Here is a 16,964-nt window from a genome sequence, read left to right as displayed (position 1 = left end):
GTGGCTCGGAGGAGGTCACCAGGTCGCGCAGCGGATGCCGGGCCAGCACCTCGTCCACCTCGGGTGTGAGGGCGGCCGCGAGGCGGGAGGCGACGGGACGGCCGGTGTCGCGCAGCGCGTCGACGGCCCCGAGCAGCGTGCCCCTGCGGCTCTTGCCCTTGGGTCCCTTCGGCAGGGCGGCGACCGCCCGCTCGTACAGCAGGGCGCCTTCCTCCAGCACCAGTTCCGTGTCCATCCCGGCCGGGATCTTGATCCCCGCGTGATGCCGCCAGGTGGTGACCGGATCCCCCCAGGCCTCCACCGTGTACGTCCAGCGGCCCTCCGTGCCGGCGCTCACCCTGGCCCCCCAGCGGTCGGTTCCGGGGGCCAGCTCGCGCATCGGCGTCCACGGGCCGACGCGGCCGTCCGGGTCACGCAGGACGACGTTCGCGGCGACCGCGTCATGGCCCTCGCGGAAGACCGTGGCCGAGACCTCGAACTCCTCGTTCACCACCGCCTTCGCGGGTCGGCGCCCGTGCTGCACGACCGGGCGGACGTCGAGGACGGGGATGCGTCCGACGGCCGTCGCCGGAGCGACGGCGGGGGCGAGAGGGGCGTCGGGGGCGCGGGTGGCGGGGACGGCGGCCTTGCCTGCCCTGGGAGCGGCCTTGCCTGCGCCGGGAGCGGTCCTTCCCGCCTTCGGAACGGCCTTGCCCGTCTTGGGTGCGGACTTGGCTGTACTCGAAGCGGACTTGGCTGTCTTGGGCTTGGGAGCGGCGCTGCGGGGAGCGGAGGTGCCGGGAGCGGAGGTGTCCGGGGCGGACGTACCGGTGACGGAGGTACCGCCCACGGAGGTGCCGGTGCCCGGGTCGGCCGACTCGGCCGTGGAGCCGGTGGTCGTCGAGCGAGCGGAGGAGCCGGTCACGCCGGGGGCGGCCGGGCTGCTTCCGCCGGGGGCGGCCGACGGTTTCTCAGGTGTACGGGGACCGGCTTCGGTCGTGCGTGTTCGGGGTGTCTCGGGGGTGGTCGTCGGGGTTGGCGACGTGTGGTGCGTGGCGGGCATGACCGCTCCTGTCCGCGTCAACGTGGGCGGGCGGATGGGGGTGTGGGGAGGTGGGGCCTGCGGGTGTACCGGAGGAGCCTTCCCACACTATGCGGGTGAGCATTCCGGCACTTTGTTAACTACTCACGCGTATGTCTACACACAAGACCGGCCTCGTCCCGGGCAGGCGAGGCCGGTGCGGTGTGGCCGAATCACCCTGGTTGTACCAGCGTCCCACCCGTGTCAGCCGACTTGCAGGAGCCTGTTCGGCGAACCCGGGCCGACGCCCGACAGCCTTCCCGTGACCGCCCGCTCCACCAGCGCCTTCACCACCTGGGCGGGTGCGGCCCGCGGATGGTCCGCCAGATACAGCGCGGCCGCGCCCGCGGCGTGCGGGCTCGCCATCGACGTACCGGAGTACGTCGCCCTGGCCGTATCACCGGTGTACGAATCCGACGTGATGTCGACCCCCGGCGCGAAGAGGTCGAGCGACGACCCGGTGTTCGAGAAGCCCGCCCGGGTGTCGGCGCGGTCGCTCGCGCCGACGGTGAGGGCCTGGGCGACCCGGGCCGGGGAGTAGAGCGAGGCCGGCAGTCCGGCGTTGCCCGCCGCGACGGTGTAGGTCACGCCGGAGGCGATGGAGTTGCGGACGGCCGCGTCCAACCGGTCGTTGGCGTAGCCGCCCAGGCTGAGATTGGCCACGGCCGGCTTTCTCGCGTGCCGGGTGACCCAGTCGATGCCCGCGATGACCTGGGCGGTGGAGCCGGCCCCCTTGTCGTCGAGGACGCGTACGGCGACGACCCTGGCCTTCTTGGCGACGCCGTACGCGGTGCCGGCGACGGTTCCGGCGACATGGGTGCCGTGGCCGTTGCCGTCCCGCGCCGTCCCGTCGTCGTCGACGAAGTCCCAGCCGTAGCCCGCCCGGCCCCCGAAGTCCCGGTGCGTGACACGGATGCCGGTGTCGATGACGTAGACGGTCACCCCCGAACCCGCCGATCCGGGTGCCGTGTACCGCTTGTCCAGCGGGCGGCTCGGCTGGTCGATCCGGTCCAGACCCCACGAGGGCGGGTTCCCCTGGACACGGCCGAGCGTCACCCTGGTGTCCTGGACGACCGAGGCCACGCGGGGGTCCGTGGCGAGCCGCCGGGCCCGTCTCTCGTCGACCCGCACGGCGAAGCCGTTGAGGACCGTGCCGTAGGTGTGGCTGATTCTCGCCCCGTACCGCTCGGCTATGTCCGTGCCCGCCGACGACGGAGCCCGCGTACCCCCTTTGAGCGTCACGATGTAGCTCCCGCTGACGGAGCCGGGTTCCCCCGCTCCGAGTATCTGCCCGTCAGGGGCCGCCTGCGCGGGCGGGGCGATGGCCGAAAGCACCGCGGCCGTCGTGACCGCGGTGAGACCCGCCGCCCAGCGCAGACGCCTCTTCCTCGTCCGTGCCATGACTTGAGTTCCCCTCCTCAACTCGACGTACCGAGGCCGGAGCCGACCGCTCTGGGCAGGGTCCGGCCGCACGTCACCCGGTGAGCCTCTCGTGCGGCGCGAAGCACCACAAGGCCGCCCATGAGGGCGGAATCGGCCATGCCGTCCATGGGTGTCCGGGAAGGTTGCGTCGATTTCTCGCCGACGTCACACGGTCGGCCCCATCCGGGGCCGTGCCGCGATGCGCCGTGTCGCGAAGGCACCCTCGCCGCTAACGTCGTGGGTGACGAAGGCCGCACAACGCCGTGCGTCCCTCTGCCGCGTACGTCCTGTGTGAAGGTGGAACTCGTGAAGGCGATCCGCAGATTCACCGTCCGACCCGTTCTCCCCGAAGTCCTTCACCCGCTCAGTGACCTGGCCCGCAACCTCCGCTGGTCCTGGCATGCCGAGACCCGAGACCTCTTCCAGTCCGTCGACCCCGAGCGCTGGACCGCGTGCGGCGGCGACCCCGTACGGCTGCTCGGCAGCGTGTCGGCCGGCCGGCTCACGGAGCTCACCGAGGACAGCCGCTTCCTGCGCCGTCTCGCCGCGGTCTCCGACGACCTGCGCGAGTACGTGACCGGCGAGCGCTGGTACCAGACGCAGACCTCCGACCTGCCCGCCGCCATCGCCTACTTCTCGCCCGAGTTCGGCATCACCGCCGCGCTGCCGCAGTACTCCGGGGGCCTCGGCATCCTCGCGGGCGACCATCTCAAGGCCGCCAGTGACCTCGGCGTCCCGCTGATCGGCGTGGGCCTGCTCTACCGGCACGGCTACTTCCGCCAGTCCCTGTCCCGCGAGGGCTGGCAGCAGGAGCACTATCCGGTCCTCGACCCCAACGAACTGCCCGTGGTGCCCCTGAGCGAGGAGGACGGCACACCCGCCCAGGTCTCCCTCGCCCTGCCCGGCGGCCGCGCGCTGCGCGCCCGGATCTGGCTGGCGCAGGTCGGCCGCGTCCCGCTCCTCATGCTCGACTCCGACGTCGAGGAGAACGACCTCGGCGAACGCGAGGTCACCGACCGGCTGTACGGCGGCGGCAGCGAACACCGGCTGCTGCAGGAGATGCTGCTCGGCATAGGAGGGGTGCGGGCGGTCCGGACGTACTGCCGGCTGACCGGGCACCCGCAGCCCGAGGTGTTCCACACCAACGAGGGGCACGCGGGGTTCCTCGGCCTGGAGCGGATCGCCGAACTCGGCGACGAGGGGCTGGACTTCGCGTCAGCGCTGGAGGCCGTGCGGGCCGGCACGGTCTTCACCACCCACACGCCCGTGCCCGCCGGCATCGACCGCTTCGACCGGGAGGTGGTCGCCCGCCACTTCGGCGCCGACGCCGAACTCCCGCGCATCGACGTGGAGCGCATCCTCGCCCTCGGCATGGAGACCTATCCCGGCGGCGAGCCGAACCTCTTCAACATGGCCGTGATGGGCCTGCGCCTGGGCCAGCGGGCGAACGGGGTCTCGCTGCTGCACGGCCAGGTCAGCCGGGAGATGTTCTCCGGGCTCTGGCCGGGCTTCGACCCCGAGGAGGTGCCGATCACCTCGGTCACCAACGGCGTCCACGCGCCGACCTGGGTGGCGCCCGAGGTCTTCCGTCTCGGCGCCCGGCAGGTCGGGGCGCAGCGCACCGAGGACGCGCTGACCGTCGGCGGCTCGGACCGGTGGGACGCGGTGGCCGAGATCGCCGACCAGGAGATCTGGGACCTGCGCAGGGTGCTGCGGGAACAGCTGGTGCTGGAGGTACGGGACCGGCTCCGGGCGTCCTGGCGCCAGCGCGGCGCCGGCACCGCCGAACTCGGCTGGATCGACGGGGTCCTTGACCCCGACGTCCTCACCATCGGCTTCGCGCGCCGCGTCCCCTCGTACAAACGGCTGACCCTCATGCTGCGCGACCGCGACCGGCTCATGGACCTGCTGCTGCATTCCGAGCGGCCGGTCCAGATCGTCGTGGCGGGCAAGGCGCACCCCGCGGACGACGGCGGGAAGCGGCTGATCCAGGAGCTGGTCCGGTTCGCGGACGACCCACGGGTGCGCCACCGGATCGTCTTCCTGCCCGACTACGGCATGGCGATGGCCCAGAAGCTCTACCCGGGCTGCGACATCTGGCTCAACAACCCGCTGCGCCCGCTGGAGGCGTGCGGCACGAGCGGGATGAAGGCGGCGCTCAACGGCTGCCTCAACCTCTCCGTCCTGGACGGCTGGTGGGACGAGTGGTTCCAGCCCGACTTCGGCTGGGCGATCCCGACCGCGGACGGCACCGCGACCGACGACGACCGCCGGGACGAACTGGAGGCCGGCGCCCTGTACGACCTCCTCGAACAGCGGGTGGCCCCGCGTTTCTACGAGCGCGGTCAGGAGGGTCTGCCCGACCGTTGGATCGAGATGGTCCGCCGGACCCTGACCCACCTCGGCCCGAAGGTCCTGGCGGGCCGGATGGTGCGCGAGTACGTGGAGCGCCTGTACGCCCCCGCGGCCCATGCCCACCGCTCCCTCACCGCCGATGCGGCCCGCGAACTGGCCGCCTGGAAGTCGCGGGTCCGCGCCGCCTGGCCGCAGCTCACCGTCGACCATGTCGAGGCGTCCTCGGCCACCACGACCCCCGAACTCGGCACCACCCTGTCGCTGCGCGTCCGCGTCGGTCTCGGCGACCTCGCCCCCGACGACGTGGAGATCCAGGCGGTCGCGGGCCGCGTCGACACGGACGACCGCATCGCGGACGCGGTCTGTGTCCCGCTGAAACCGACCGGCGGCCCCGACCTGGAGGGCCGCTGGGTGTACGAGGGTCCGCTCTCCCTCGACCGCACGGGCTCCTTCGGCTACACGGTCCGCATCCTGCCGGCCCATCAACTGCTCGCCTCGGGAGCGGAATTGGGTCTGCTGACGGTTCCGTCGGAAGGGTCCGCAGAGGCGGCGGGAGTGCTGATGCGGTGACACGGGTCCCGCGACAGGATCTGTCGGCGCCGACCGCCTCCACGGTCGGCGCCGACTGGGGCGGCTGCGCCAAGGCCTCCCGCCGGTATGAGGCGGGACAGTCCTCGGCTGCCGCCGCCAGGGACACCGCGTCGGCCGGGGCTGCGACGCCTACTCCTCCAGCCCCGCGCACAACCTCCGCATCACCTTTCCGCACCGCTGGGCGTAGGCGTGCTGGAGGCCTCGGACCGCGGCGCCGCCCGCGCGGGCGTACCACTTGGCGGCGCGGCTGAAGGCCGTGATCGTCAGCCAGACGGTGCCGTCGCCGGTGCGGGAGACCACGAAGGCCTCCTCGCCGCACTCGGGGTGGCCGGAAAGCGTTCCGTAGGCCCAGGCGGTGCGCCGGGGTTCCTCGGCCGTCCAGACGATGCGGCAGGGGGCCTTGATCGGGCCGATACGGACCGTGACCGTGACGCCGGGCGCCGCCTTGTCGGCGTCGGAGGCCATGCCGATGCCCATGGCGCGGTGCAGCTCCCAGGTCATCAGGGCTTCGGAGGCGCGCCGGAAGACGGCCTCGCCCTCGCCTATCCGGGAGCGGACGTGCAGTCGGTGGAAGCCCGGGGGGCAGCGGTCCTCGCGGGTCGCGCCCACGTCCTCGTACGTGTAGGGCATGGGGGCAAGAGTAAGGCGGCACCCGGCACTGTTCGGTGCCGGGTGCCGCCTCAGTTCGATTACGTTCGTACTAGCTGACGTTGACCGCGGTCCAGGCCGCAGCCACCGTCGCGTACTCGGTGCTGCTGGAGCCGTACAGCGACGACGCCGCCGACAGCGTGGCCGTACGGGCGGCCTTGTAGTTCGTCGTCGACGTCATGTACGTCGTCAGCGCCTTGTACCAGATCTGCAGGGCCTTGGCCCGGCCGATGCCGGTGACCGTCGTGCCGCTGTAGGTCGGGGAGCTGTAGCTGACGCCGTTGATCGTCTTCGAACCGCTGCCCTCCGAGAGGAGGTAGAAGAAGTGGTTCGCGACGCCGGACGAGTAGTGCACGTCCTTGCTGCCGACCGAGGACGACCAGTAGTCCGCGGAGCCGCCGTCCTTGCTGGGCTTGTCCATGTAGCGCAGCGGGGTGCCGTCGCCGTTGATGTTGATCTTCTCGCCGATGAGGTAGTCGCCCACGTCGGAGGAGTTCGCCGCGTAGAACTCGACGCCGGTGCCGAAGATGTCGGAGGTCGCCTCGTTGAGACCGCCGGACTCGCCCGAGTAGTTCAGGCCCGCGGTGTTGGCCGTGACGCCGTGGCTCATCTCGTGGCCGGCCACGTCCAGCGAGGTCAGCGGGTGCGTGTTGCTGGTGCCGTCGCCGTACGTCATGCAGAAGCAGCTGTCGTCCCAGAACGCGTTGACGTACGCGCTGCCGTAGTGCACCCGGGAGTAGGCCGCGACGCCGTTGTTCTTGATGCCGCTGCGGCCGAAGGTGTTCTTGTAGAAGTCCCAGGTCACCTGTGCGCCGTAGGCGGCGTCGACGGCCGCGGTCTGGTCGGTGGTGGAGCTGGAGGCCGCGCCGGTGCCCCACACGTCGTCCGCGTCGGTGAACAGCGTGCCCGCGGAGGAGCTCGTGGTGTGCGACTTGTTGTACGTCTTGTGGCCGCCGCGGGTGCCGTCGGTCAGGCTGTACGTCGAGCCCGACAGGGTCGTGTTGAGGGTGACCGTGCCCGAGTAGAGGCTCTTGCCGGTGCCGGTCTCGATGCCCTGGTACTCGTAGAGCTTCTTGCCGGTGGCGGCGTCGGTGATGACGTGCAGCTCGTTGGGGGTGCCGTCGTCCTGGAGGCCGCCGACGACGGTCTCGTAGGCGAGGGTCGGCTTGCCGGTGGCGGCCCAGATCACCTTGCGGGGCGCCTGGTCGGCGGCGGTCTTGGCCGAGCCCGCGGCCTGGGCGGCGGTGAGCGCCTGCTTCTCGGCCTTGGCGGTCGTGACCAGCGGCTTGAGCGAGGCGACCTTGATGGACGCCTTGTTCGCCTTCGTCACGCCCTCGGTCTTGCCCGCCTTGGACTCGTGGACGACGAGGTCGCCACCGAGGACCGGAAGTCCGTTGTACGTGCGCTCGTAGCGGGTGTGGACGGTGCCGTCGGCGTCCTTGACGACATCTCTGACGACCAGCTTCTCCTTGGCGCCGAGGCCTATCCGCTGGGCCGTCTCCGCCGTGGCGGCGTCGGCCTTCTTGATGAGCGCGGTGCGCGCGGAGCTGGACAGCAGGACGGGCGAACCGGCGAGGGGGGTGGTTTTGCCGGCGGGGAGTGCCGCGGTCTGGGCGGCGGCACCGGTGGTCAGACCGGTGGCGAGCAGGGTTCCGGCCGCGACAGCGGTGGCGATGGCCAGAGTGGTGCGCTTGTGACGCGCGTAGAGGGGGGTCACGCAAGCTCCTTCTTGTGGGGGCGCCCGAACGGCGTGGGGTGGCCGGACGGACGGTTGTGAAGTTGCGGTGCGGGTGAGCCGTGCGGGTGAAGCGTGCCACCCCGGGCGCGTACATGTCAGGAGGCCATAAGGACCTTGGCCGAAAATCGTCGATCAGGTGAACAGTTGGGTTCCCGGGCGCCGGGTGGGGCACCGGCAAGAACGGGTCAACGCAAACCCCTCGCAGGGCAAAAGAGGGCGCCGTCCCGGGGAGTTGAACCTCCGGGACGGCGCCCTGGCGTGCTGCCCGCGTACCGACTTCCGCCGCTGTCCACGCGGCGGTCGGCCGCGGTCTACGGGAAGGTCAACTTCCAGCTGTTGATGTACCCGGTGTCCTGGGCCGCCTGGTCCTGGACCTTGAGTTTCCAGGTGCCGTTGGCGACTTCGGAGGACGCGTTGACCGTGTAGGTCGCGTTGACGTTGTCCGCCGAGTCGGACGAGCTGAAGTTCTTCAGGCGGTACGTCGAGCCGTCCGGGGCGACCAGATCGATCACCAGGTCACCGCGCCAGGTGTGCACGATGTCCACGGCGACCGCGAGGTTCGACGGGGCGTTGCCGGTGCGGCCGGTGACCGTGATCGACGAGGTGACCGCCGCCCCGTTGTCCGGAATCGATACGTCGGCCGTGTTCTCGAACGACGTGCCGCCACCGCCGCCGCCACCCGGACGCGAACCGACGTTCACGGCCGCCCAGGCGTTCTGCACCGCCGTGTACTCGGCGCTCGTCGTGCCGTACAGCTCACCCGCCGCCGCGAGCGTGCCGGTGCGGGCCGACGCGTAGTTGGTGGTCGAGGTGAACTTGGTGGTGAGCGCGCGGTACCAGATCTGCAGCGCCTTGTCGCGGCCGATGCCGGTGACCGGAAGCCCGTCGGAGGTGGGCGAGTTGTAGCTGACGCCGTTGATGACCTTGGCGCCGCTGCCCTCGCTCAGCAGGTAGAAGAAGTGGTTGGCGACACCCGAGGAGTAGTGCACGTCGAGGTTGCCGACGCCGGAGTACCAACTGTCCGCGGAGCCGCCGTCCTTGCTCGGCTTGTCCATGTAGCGCAGCGGTGTGCCGTCGCCGTTGATGTCGATCTTCTCGCCGATGAGGTAGTCGCCCACGTCGGTCGAGTTGTTGGCGTAGAACTCCACGCCGGTGCCGAAGATGTCGGAGGTCGCCTCGTTGAGACCGCCGGACTCGCCCGAGTAGTTCAGGCCCGCGGTGTTGGAGGTGACGCCGTGGCTCATCTCGTGGCCGGCCACGTCCAGCGCGGTCAGCGGGTCGTTGTTCCCGGACCCGTCGCCGTACGTCATGCAGAAGCAGCTGTCGTCCCAGAACGCGTTGACGTACGCGTTGCCGTAGTGGACGCGCGAGTACGCTCCCACGCCGTTGTTCTTGATGCCGCTGCGGCCGAAGGTGTTCTTGTAGAAGTCCCAGGTCTCCGCGGCGCCGTAGTGCGCGTCGGCGCCGGCTGTCGCGGCGTTCGACGTGGTGCCGTTGCCCCAGGTGTCGCTGGTCTGAGAGAACAGCGTGCCGGTGCCCGAACTCCCGTGGTTCAGGTTGTACGTCTTGTGGCCGCCGCGCGCGCCGTCGGTCAGCGTGAAGTTGGAGCCCGACTGCGTGGTCGTCAGGGTCACCTGGCCGCTGTACTGGGTGTTGCCGATGCCGGTCTCGATGCCCTGGTACTCGTAGAGCTTCTTGCCGGTGGCGGCGTCGGTGATGACGTGCAGCTCGTTGGGGGTGCCGTCGTCCTGCAGGCCGCCGACGACCGTCTCGTAGGCCAGGGCCGGCTTGCCGCTTCCCGCCCAGATCACCTTGCGGGGCGCGCGGTCGGCGGCGGTGCTCTTCGAACCGGCGGCCCTGGCGGCGGACAGAGCCTGCTTCTCCGCGGTGCCGGCGGCGACCGTGGGCTTGAGGGTGGCGACCTTGAGGGACGCCTTCGTCGCCTTGTAGACGTGCCCGGTCTTCCCGGACTTGGAGGTGTCGACGACCAGGTCGCCGCCGAGGACCGGCAGTCCTTGGTACGTCCGCTCGTAGCGGGTGTGGACGGTGCCGTCGTGGTCCTTGATGACGTCACGGGCGACGAGGCTCTCGCCGGCGCCGAGACCCAGGTCCTTGGCGGTCGTGGCCTTGGCGGCGTCGGCGTCGCGTATCAGCTCGGCGCGCTGCGAGGCGGTGAGCTTCATGGCGACGGCGCCCGGGTTGACCTTGCCTGCCCGGGGGGCCTGTTCGGGGGCGGCGTTCGCGGCGCCCGACTGGACGGCCGCGGCCAGCAGGGCGGAGACGCCGACGAGGGCGACACCGGCGACGCGGCGCTTGGTGATGTGGGAGGTGCGTCTGTGGGGAGAACTGCTGCTCAACACTGACTCCTTCTGCATGGCCGCGGGTCGCGCGGCCAGGGGAGACCGGACGATGGGTGACCCGTCCGGGCAGAACTGGGCGTTACGCGGAACCAGGTGCATGGGGTCGTACGGCTCAACACAGCGGACGTAGCTGTGAGGTTGCTGTGAAGTAGCCGTGGGAAGAGTGGCAGGAGATAACCCTTTCTGTCAGGACCGCGTCACTAAAATGGCCGGAAACGGTTCGTTGTCCGGTTAGTCATGTTCGATATACGGACTGTCCTTCGGGTGTTCGCCGGGCGTGAACCGGACAGCGGGACGGGGAGACGGACCGCTTCGGGACGCACCCGGCGCGCGGCGCCGGCCGGGCGGCGCGTACCGCCAGATGACCGGCCCGTCGGCCGCAACGGAATGAAGCCCAGACCCTTTCGGGCGCGTTCCGGCACGTCCGCTCGCCCGCGTCCGTCCCCTGCGGTTTGAGTGATCCCGACATTCCGGCCCGCTCCTGGCGCCTTCAGTCGTGCGAGGCGTGGGATCCGGACACGTATTCCCGCAGGAGGTTTGGTGAGAAGGTCACATCGGTGTGCGAGCCTGGCGGTTCTGGGAGGTCTGACGGGCTCCCTGGTACTCGGCGCCTCCATCTCGTCCGCGGCGCCCGCGCACGACAGCCGTACGCCCGACGTCGCGCATGCCCTGTCCGCCACTCCGGTCCCGAAGCCGGCGCCCGGGCACGTGAAGCCAGGGGACGTGAAGCCTGGGGGCGTGAAGCCTGGGGACGTGAAGCCAGAGGACGTGAAGCCCGGGCACGTGAAGCCAGGAGGCGAGCACGGCGGGTACGAGCAGCCGCGGGTGTGCAAGGGGCTCGTGCCGGACCCCATCCCGCCGAGGCTGGAGCGCCTCTACTTCTGCGGTGACTGGCGGCTGGGCCCCAGGCGGCTGCCGACCCGGGGCGCGCTGGGGCGCATCCTCGACGGGTACGACCGGCTCGGCGGCCTCACCGCCGTGAAGTTCCTCGACAAGTGGTGGGACCCCGCCCTCGACTCGGGCCAGGGCGACTGGCGCTACCCGCCGGACGACGGCTTCACCCACCGGAACCAGACGGTGCTCGCCGCCCCCCTGGTGCTCCACGCCGGCCTGAGGCTCGACCGCATCGGCAGTGAGGCGGGCCGCTTCCTCGCCCCGGCGGGCACCAAGTACGGGAAGCGTTCCATCCCGCCGTCGAGCCTCAACACCATGGACCCGCGCTACCCGTACAACTACCACGCCTACCGGCTGGCCAAGGACGTGACGGTCTGCGCGGGCAGGACCGCCCCGGGGTTCGAGCAGCCCGGCCTCGGCACCCAGTACGTGACGTCGAGCAAGTTCTGCCCGGACATCCCCCGCACCACGGTGGGTGACCTGGTGAGCAATGGCACGCTGGTGCGGGTCGGCAACTGACCCGCCCTCCCCCGGCGGCGCGCAACCCCGTGCGGAAGCCGGCCCCGGCGGTGACCGGGCCCGGTTTCCGCCCCGGCGGAAGGCTGACGGCATGGACCGGTTCGGGTTGTGCCGGGCCCTCGTAGCGGCCGGGGTTCCCGCCGCTTCCTACGAGATCGCGGACTGCTCCGGCGGCCACCGCGCGGCCGACCGCTACTTCCTCGAAGGACACGACGGGGACTGGGCCGTGGGCGTCCACGAGCGGGGGACGCACGAGGTCTTCGAGCGGTTCGCCGACGAGGACGAGGCCTGTCGGTGGATCTACGACCGGCTCATCGCCGAGTCGTCCGCCCCGGCACCCGCGTCCGAAGCGCCGGCCGATCCGGGGTGCGACTCCGAGGCCCTGCAACGGCAGGCCGACGAGGAGCTCGAACAGGCCCTCGCCGAGCTGCGCCGCCGAGCACGCGAGGAGCCCCAAGAAGAGCCCGACGAGCAGCCCGGCGAGGGGCCCTGAGAGGCGCCGCGCCCGGCGAGGACCTGCCGCAACGAGACCCCAGCCCGCTCCTCGTGCGTCTCACACCGTGACGACGACCTTCGCCCGGGCGTGCTCCACTTCCAGATAGCGGATGGCCTCCGGCACCTCGCTCAGGGACCCGTACGTCCGGTCGATGACCGGGGTGATCTTCCCGGATTCGACGAGTTCCCGCAGGGTCGCGAGGTTCTCCCCGCGCTGCTTCGCGGTCAGGGTGAGGATCCGCTGACCGACGAAGCGCGACAGCGCCGGTCCCCTCAGGATGAGCCCCATCGGCCCGAAGAGACTGCCGCCCTCGGACACCCCGCCGCCGGACAGCACGAGCGTCCCCGTGGGTGCCAGTGCGCGCCGGAACGCGGTCAGGGAGCGATTGCCCACCAGGTCGAGCACGACGTCGTAGCGCTGGTCCTCGCGGGTGAAGTCCACCGCGGCGTAGTCGATGACGCGGTCCGCGCCGAGCGAGCGAACCAGGTCCGCGTTCCTCGCGCTGCACACGCCGGTCACCTCCGCGCCGTACGCCTTGGCGATCTGTACGGCGAAGGTGCCGACACCGCCCGAAGCGCCGTTGACGAGCACCCGCAGTCCCGGCCGCAGCGGTGCCACGTCGCGCAGCCCGATGAGGGCGGTGTTCCCCGCCAGCGGCAGTGCGGCGGCCTGCTCGAAGGTCAGACCCGCGGGCTTCCTCTCCACCACGTCGTCCGGGGCGCACACGTACTCGGCGAACGCCCCGTCGGCCTCACCGAACACCTCGTCACCGGGACGCAGCCGCTTCACGTCGGCGCCGACCGCCTCGACGATCCCCGCGAAGTCCCGCCCCCGGATCCGCTGCCTGGGCCTGCGGGGACCGAAGGACAGCCGGGCCAGATACGGATCGCCGCGCATGAGGTGCCAGTCGTACGCGTTGAGGGAGACCGCCTTCACCCGCACGAGCACCTGGTTTCCCGTCGGCACCGGTCGGTCGAACTCCCTCAGCTCCAGTTCGTCGGGAGATCCGTACCGGTCCTGGGCGATCGCCTTCATGGGAACTCCGTAAAGCACTCGTGGGGTGCGGAAATTGATCGGCCGGCCGAGGCAGCGCCACTGCTTGCGAGGCTAGCCGCGCACCGGCCTCACGGGAATCGGGGAGAGGCCCTAGGGGACAACCGGAGGGACGCGACCCGCGGCGGCCGCCGGTCGCCGCGACCCGTTCAGCCGTCCGCGGGGCGCCGCTCCCCGTGCCATGAGTGCCACAGCGCCGCGTACGGACCCTCGGCCGCCACCAGCTCGTCGTGCGTGCCCAGTTCGGTCAGCCGGCCGTCCTCCATCACCGCCACCCGGTCGGCGTCGTGGGCGGTGTGCAGCCGGTGGGCGATGGCGATGACGGTCCGGCCTTCGAGGACGGCGGCCAGCGCGCGCTCCGTGTGCCGGGCGGTCGTCGGGTCGAGGAGCGCCGTTGCCTCGTCGAGGATCAGGGTGTGCGGGTCGGCGAGCACCACCCGGGCCAGCGCCAGCTGCTGGGCCCGTGAGCCGTCGACGCGCAGGGCCTCGGGACCCAGCTCGGTGTCAAGACCGTCCGGGAGCTCCCCGGCCCAGTCGTCGGCGCCGACCGCCGCGAGCGCCGCCCACAACTCGGCGTCACCTGCGGCCGGTTCGGCGATGAGCAGGTTGTCGCGGACCGTGCCGAGGAACACATGGTGCTCCTGGGTGACGAGGACGACGTGCCGGCGCAACTGCTCGGGGTCGAGGGCGACGACCGGCACCCGCCCGACCGTCACCGTCCCGCTGCCCGGCGCGTCGACGCCCGCCAGCAGTCTGCTCAGCGTGGTCTTCCCGGCGCCGGAGGGGCCCACGACGGCCAGTCGCTCCCCGGGCCGCACCGTCAGGTCGACCCCGCGCAGCACCTCGCCGCCGCGGTCGTACGCGTACCGCACACCGGTGACGTCGATCCGGTCGTCCACCGGTACGGGCGAATCGGCCGGGACGGCGCGCGGCGCGCGGGCCAGGCCCTCCACGCGGGCGAACGAGGCACCGCTGCTCTGCAGTTGCTCGACCTGGTTCAGGATCTGGTCCAGCGGTTCGGCGAGCCGGTGCAGATAGAGCGTCGCGGCGACCACCGTGCCGAGGCTCAGCGTGCCCCGGGCGTGCAGCGCGCCGCCCACCAGGAGTACGGCGACGACCGGTACGACGTACGAGATCTCCACGGCCGGGAAGAACACGCTGCGCAGGAACAGCGTCCGCATGCGCGTCACCCGGGAGACCTCCAGCGCGTCCCGGCTCGCCCGGATCCGGCGTCCACGCAGCCCGAACGCCTCCACCGTGCGGGCGCCGGTCGCGGTGGCCGAAAGGACCTCGGCGACCTCCGACGTGGCGGCGCCCTGGGCGAGGTAGGCGGAGCGCGCCCGGCGCAGATACCAGCGCAGCGCGAACCCGATGCCGGCCAGACCCAGCACACCGCAGCCACCGAGCAGCGGGTTGATGGCGAACACGGCGACGAGGACGAACAGCGCCTGCGCGCCGGAGATCAGCAGCTGGGGTCCCGTGTCGCGCAGGGTGTTGCCCACCGCCGTGACATCGGCGGTGCCGCGCGCCGTCAGATCACCGGTGCCCGCCCGCTCCACGACCGACGCGGGCAGCGTCAGCGTCCGCTCCACGAACTCCTCCCGCACCCGCGCGAGTGTCCGCTCCCCGAAGCGGTACCCCACGTACCCGGCCCAGCGAGCCAGCAGCACCTGCGCGATTGCGGAGCCGAGGATGACGAGCGCCGGCCCGTCCACCACCTCCACACCGCCGCCGCTCCGCACGTCGTCGATCATCCGCCCGAGCAGCCAGGGGCCGACCAGAGCGGCCGCCGCGGCCAGCGCGTTGAGACCGAGCACGGCGGCGAACACCCGCCCGTCCGCCCGGATCAGCCGCACCGCCGCCCGCCGCACGTCGGCGCGCCCCGCGACCGGGAGATGGACACTCACAGCACGACCTCCTCGTCCACGCCCGCCACCGGGCCCGCGCCGAACACCGGAGACGAGCCCGCCGTCGCGCTCCCGCCGACCCCAGTGCCCGTGCCGGCCGCCGCGCCCGTACCCGGCTCCGGGCGCCCGTACGCCGCCGGGCCCGCGCCCGTTTCCGGATGCGCGTCGGCCGCGCCATCCGTGTCCGTCTCCGCGTCCTCGCCCTCGTCCGGCTCCATGTCGCGGGCCACCAGTGCCCGGTACCCCGGCTCCGTTCCGAGGAGTTCGCGGTGGGTGCCGGTGGCCGCGGTCTTGCCGTCGACCAGGAAGCAGACGGTGTCCGCACGGTCAAGGACGAGCGGCGACGTGCTGGTCACGACGGTCGTACGGCCCGAGCGCGCGGCGCGCAGCCGGGTGGCGACGGCCGCCTCGGTGTGGGCGTCGAGCGCCGAGGTCGGTTCGAGGGCGAGCAGCACCTCCGGGTCCGCGAGGAGCGCGCGCACGAGCCGTACCCGCTGCCGCTGCCCGCCCGACAGGCTCCGGCCCTGCGCGTCGACGGCCGAGTCGAGACCGCCCGGCAGGCCGAGCACGATGTCGTCGGCGACGGCGGTATGCACGGCCGTGGCGATGGTCTCCTCGGCGGGGTCCCGGCGTCCCCTGACCAGTTCGCGCAGGGTGCCCGCGAACAGGTCGGCCTCGTGGTCGGCGACCAGGATCCGTTCGCGTACCTGGGACAGGACGATCTCGTCGAGCCGTACGCCGCCCCAGGTCACGTCCGACGCCGCGTACCGGCCGAGCCGGTCGACCACGGCCTCGGACTCCGCGGGGCGGGCCCCGGCCAGCGCGGTCAGCTTCCCCGGGACCACCCGGACCCCGGACTCCGGATCGTGGAGCACGGCCGGGGACCCCGGGGCGTCCAGCGCGTCGGAGGGAGAGGCGTCGGGCTCCAGGGACAGGAACCGTACGACGCGCCGGGCTGCGACCACGGCCCGGGAGAGTTCGTAGGCGCAGTCGATGAAGAAGTACACCGGCAGGACGAGCACCGCGACATAGCCGTACACGGACACCAACTCGCCGATGCTGATGGCGCCTTGAGCCGCAAGCCGGGCCGCCATCCAGGTCACCGCGGCCAGGAAGACGGACGGCAGCCCCATGCCCAGCGCCTGGATCCAGCTCGTCACGGAGCCGACCCGGTAACCCTGTTCCCGCAGCTTCTGCGAGTCACGGCGGAACGCGTCCGCGAACAGCCCTTTGCCGCCCAGCCCGTTCAGGACGCGCAACCCGCCCGCGAGATCGCCGATGCGTGCCGTCAGTACGGACTGCCGTTCGCGGTACCCCGTCTCGGTCCCCTGGAGCCGGCTCATCAACGGCCCGACGAGGACGGCCATCAGCGGCACCCCGAGCAGGATCACCCCGGACAGTTGCACCGAGACCGGCAGCAGCAGAGCGGCCACCACGGCGTAGGTGACGACCGCGGCCAGACCGGGCCCGACGACGGTCAGCGACGTGCTGATCGTGTCCACGTCGCGGACGCCGACCGTGACGATCTCCCCCGTGCCGATCTGCCGCGAGAGTGCCGCACCGAGCCGGGCCGCGTGCTCGACCACGAGCTTGACCGTCCGGAAGTTGGCGTCCATCCGGACCTTGGTCATCGTGCGGTGCCGTACGACACCCAGGCCGGCGTTGATCACTCCGGCACCCAGCACGGCGGCCGTCCAGCCGGCCAGGGCCACCCCGTCGCCCGGCTCCAGACCGTCGTCGATCGCCCGGGACAGCAGGTACGGCGTCAGTGCCATGAGCCCCATCCACACGCTCGCGACCACCGCGCCGGTGACCGACCGGCCCGCCTGCCGGGTGACCAGCCACCACAGGAACCGCCAGCCGCCCCGCCGGTCCGGTGTCCCCGGATCCGCGTACGTGTCGATCATCGGCCTTCTTCGCC

General features: G+C 71.7%; 11 protein-coding genes. 3 read left to right on the top strand and 8 right to left on the bottom strand.

Going from position 1 to position 16,964, the window contains the following annotated elements:
- Positions 1 to 1,042: maltotransferase domain-containing protein (locus N4G66_RS20845; RefSeq protein ID WP_261705650.1), on the bottom strand; the 1,042-nt coding region annotated here is incomplete at its 3' end.
- A 222-nt stretch (positions 1,043 to 1,264) separates the two neighbouring features.
- The gene (locus tag N4G66_RS20840; RefSeq protein WP_261705649.1) at positions 1,265 to 2,461 is read right to left on the bottom strand and encodes a S8 family peptidase; all 1,197 of its coding nucleotides are present in this window, start codon (positions 2,459 to 2,461) and stop codon (positions 1,265 to 1,267) included.
- 327 nt (positions 2,462 to 2,788) lie between these two features.
- Here N4G66_RS20840 and N4G66_RS20835 point away from each other — a divergent pair, with 327 nt between their 5' ends.
- The gene (locus N4G66_RS20835; protein ID WP_261705648.1) at positions 2,789 to 5,407 is read left to right on the top strand and encodes a glycosyltransferase family 1 protein; all 2,619 of its coding nucleotides are present in this window, start codon (positions 2,789 to 2,791) and stop codon (positions 5,405 to 5,407) included.
- 150 nt (positions 5,408 to 5,557) lie between these two features.
- Here the strand turns inward: N4G66_RS20835 and N4G66_RS20830 are convergent, their stop codons facing one another.
- The 3 genes from N4G66_RS20830 to N4G66_RS20820 all read right to left on the bottom strand — a co-directional run bounded on the left by N4G66_RS20830 (position 5,558) and on the right by N4G66_RS20820 (position 10,171).
- Positions 5,558 to 6,058: a DUF1990 family protein gene (locus N4G66_RS20830; RefSeq protein WP_261705647.1), complete on the bottom strand. Its 501-nt coding sequence runs from the start codon at positions 6,056 to 6,058 to the stop codon at positions 5,558 to 5,560.
- Between the two features lie 70 nt (positions 6,059 to 6,128).
- Positions 6,129 to 7,793: a M4 family metallopeptidase gene (locus N4G66_RS20825; RefSeq protein ID WP_261705646.1), complete on the bottom strand. Its 1,665-nt coding sequence runs from the start codon at positions 7,791 to 7,793 to the stop codon at positions 6,129 to 6,131.
- A 332-nt stretch (positions 7,794 to 8,125) separates the two neighbouring features.
- Complete coding sequence (locus N4G66_RS20820; RefSeq protein WP_261705645.1) at positions 8,126 to 10,171, bottom strand: M4 family metallopeptidase; 2,046 nt, start codon at positions 10,169 to 10,171, stop codon at positions 8,126 to 8,128.
- A 756-nt stretch (positions 10,172 to 10,927) separates the two neighbouring features.
- Between N4G66_RS20820 and N4G66_RS20815 the strand changes: the two genes are divergently transcribed.
- Positions 10,928 to 11,587: a TNT domain-containing protein gene (locus tag N4G66_RS20815; RefSeq protein WP_261705644.1), complete on the top strand. Its 660-nt coding sequence runs from the start codon at positions 10,928 to 10,930 to the stop codon at positions 11,585 to 11,587.
- A gap of 91 nt (positions 11,588 to 11,678) precedes the next feature.
- On the top strand, positions 11,679 to 12,080 hold the full coding sequence (locus N4G66_RS20810) for a hypothetical protein (protein ID WP_261705643.1): 402 nt from the start codon (positions 11,679 to 11,681) through the stop codon (positions 12,078 to 12,080).
- 60 nt (positions 12,081 to 12,140) lie between these two features.
- Here the strand turns inward: N4G66_RS20810 and N4G66_RS20805 are convergent, their stop codons facing one another.
- The 3 genes from N4G66_RS20805 to N4G66_RS20795 all read right to left on the bottom strand — a co-directional run bounded on the left by N4G66_RS20805 (position 12,141) and on the right by N4G66_RS20795 (position 16,950).
- Positions 12,141 to 13,118, bottom strand: coding sequence for an NAD(P)-dependent alcohol dehydrogenase (locus tag N4G66_RS20805; RefSeq protein ID WP_261705642.1), 978 nt, complete (start codon positions 13,116 to 13,118; stop codon positions 12,141 to 12,143).
- A gap of 167 nt (positions 13,119 to 13,285) precedes the next feature.
- On the bottom strand, positions 13,286 to 15,043 hold the full coding sequence (locus N4G66_RS20800) for an ABC transporter ATP-binding protein (protein ID WP_261705641.1): 1,758 nt from the start codon (positions 15,041 to 15,043) through the stop codon (positions 13,286 to 13,288).
- A complete protein-coding gene (locus tag N4G66_RS20795) occupies positions 15,040 to 16,950 on the bottom strand; it encodes an ABC transporter transmembrane domain-containing protein (protein ID WP_261705640.1) in 1,911 nt (636 codons plus the stop codon). The genes N4G66_RS20800 and N4G66_RS20795 overlap by 4 nt, the downstream gene beginning before the upstream one ends.
- Positions 16,951 to 16,964: the final 14 nt, after the last annotated feature.

It is taken from the genome of Streptomyces rhizosphaerihabitans, assembly GCF_025399795.1.
In the GTDB taxonomy this organism is placed as follows: domain Bacteria; phylum Actinomycetota; class Actinomycetes; order Streptomycetales; family Streptomycetaceae; genus Streptomyces; species Streptomyces rhizosphaerihabitans.
Note: the sequence above shows the minus strand (reverse complement) of the source record. Positions and strands in the feature narration are given on the sequence as shown.

Excerpts from the sequence above, each read along its gene's own strand:
- N4G66_RS20840 (WP_261705649.1), bottom strand. The coding sequence starts at position 2,461 with ATGGCACGGACGAGGAAGAGGCGTCTGCGCTGGGCGGCGGGTCTCACC.
- N4G66_RS20830 (WP_261705647.1), bottom strand. The coding sequence starts at position 6,058 with ATGCCCTACACGTACGAGGACGTGGGCGCGACCCGCGAGGACCGCTGC.
- N4G66_RS20810 (WP_261705643.1), top strand. The coding sequence starts at position 11,679 with ATGGACCGGTTCGGGTTGTGCCGGGCCCTCGTAGCGGCCGGGGTTCCC.
- N4G66_RS20805 (WP_261705642.1), bottom strand. The coding sequence starts at position 13,118 with ATGAAGGCGATCGCCCAGGACCGGTACGGATCTCCCGACGAACTGGAG.
- N4G66_RS20795 (WP_261705640.1), bottom strand. The coding sequence starts at position 16,950 with ATGATCGACACGTACGCGGATCCGGGGACACCGGACCGGCGGGGCGGC.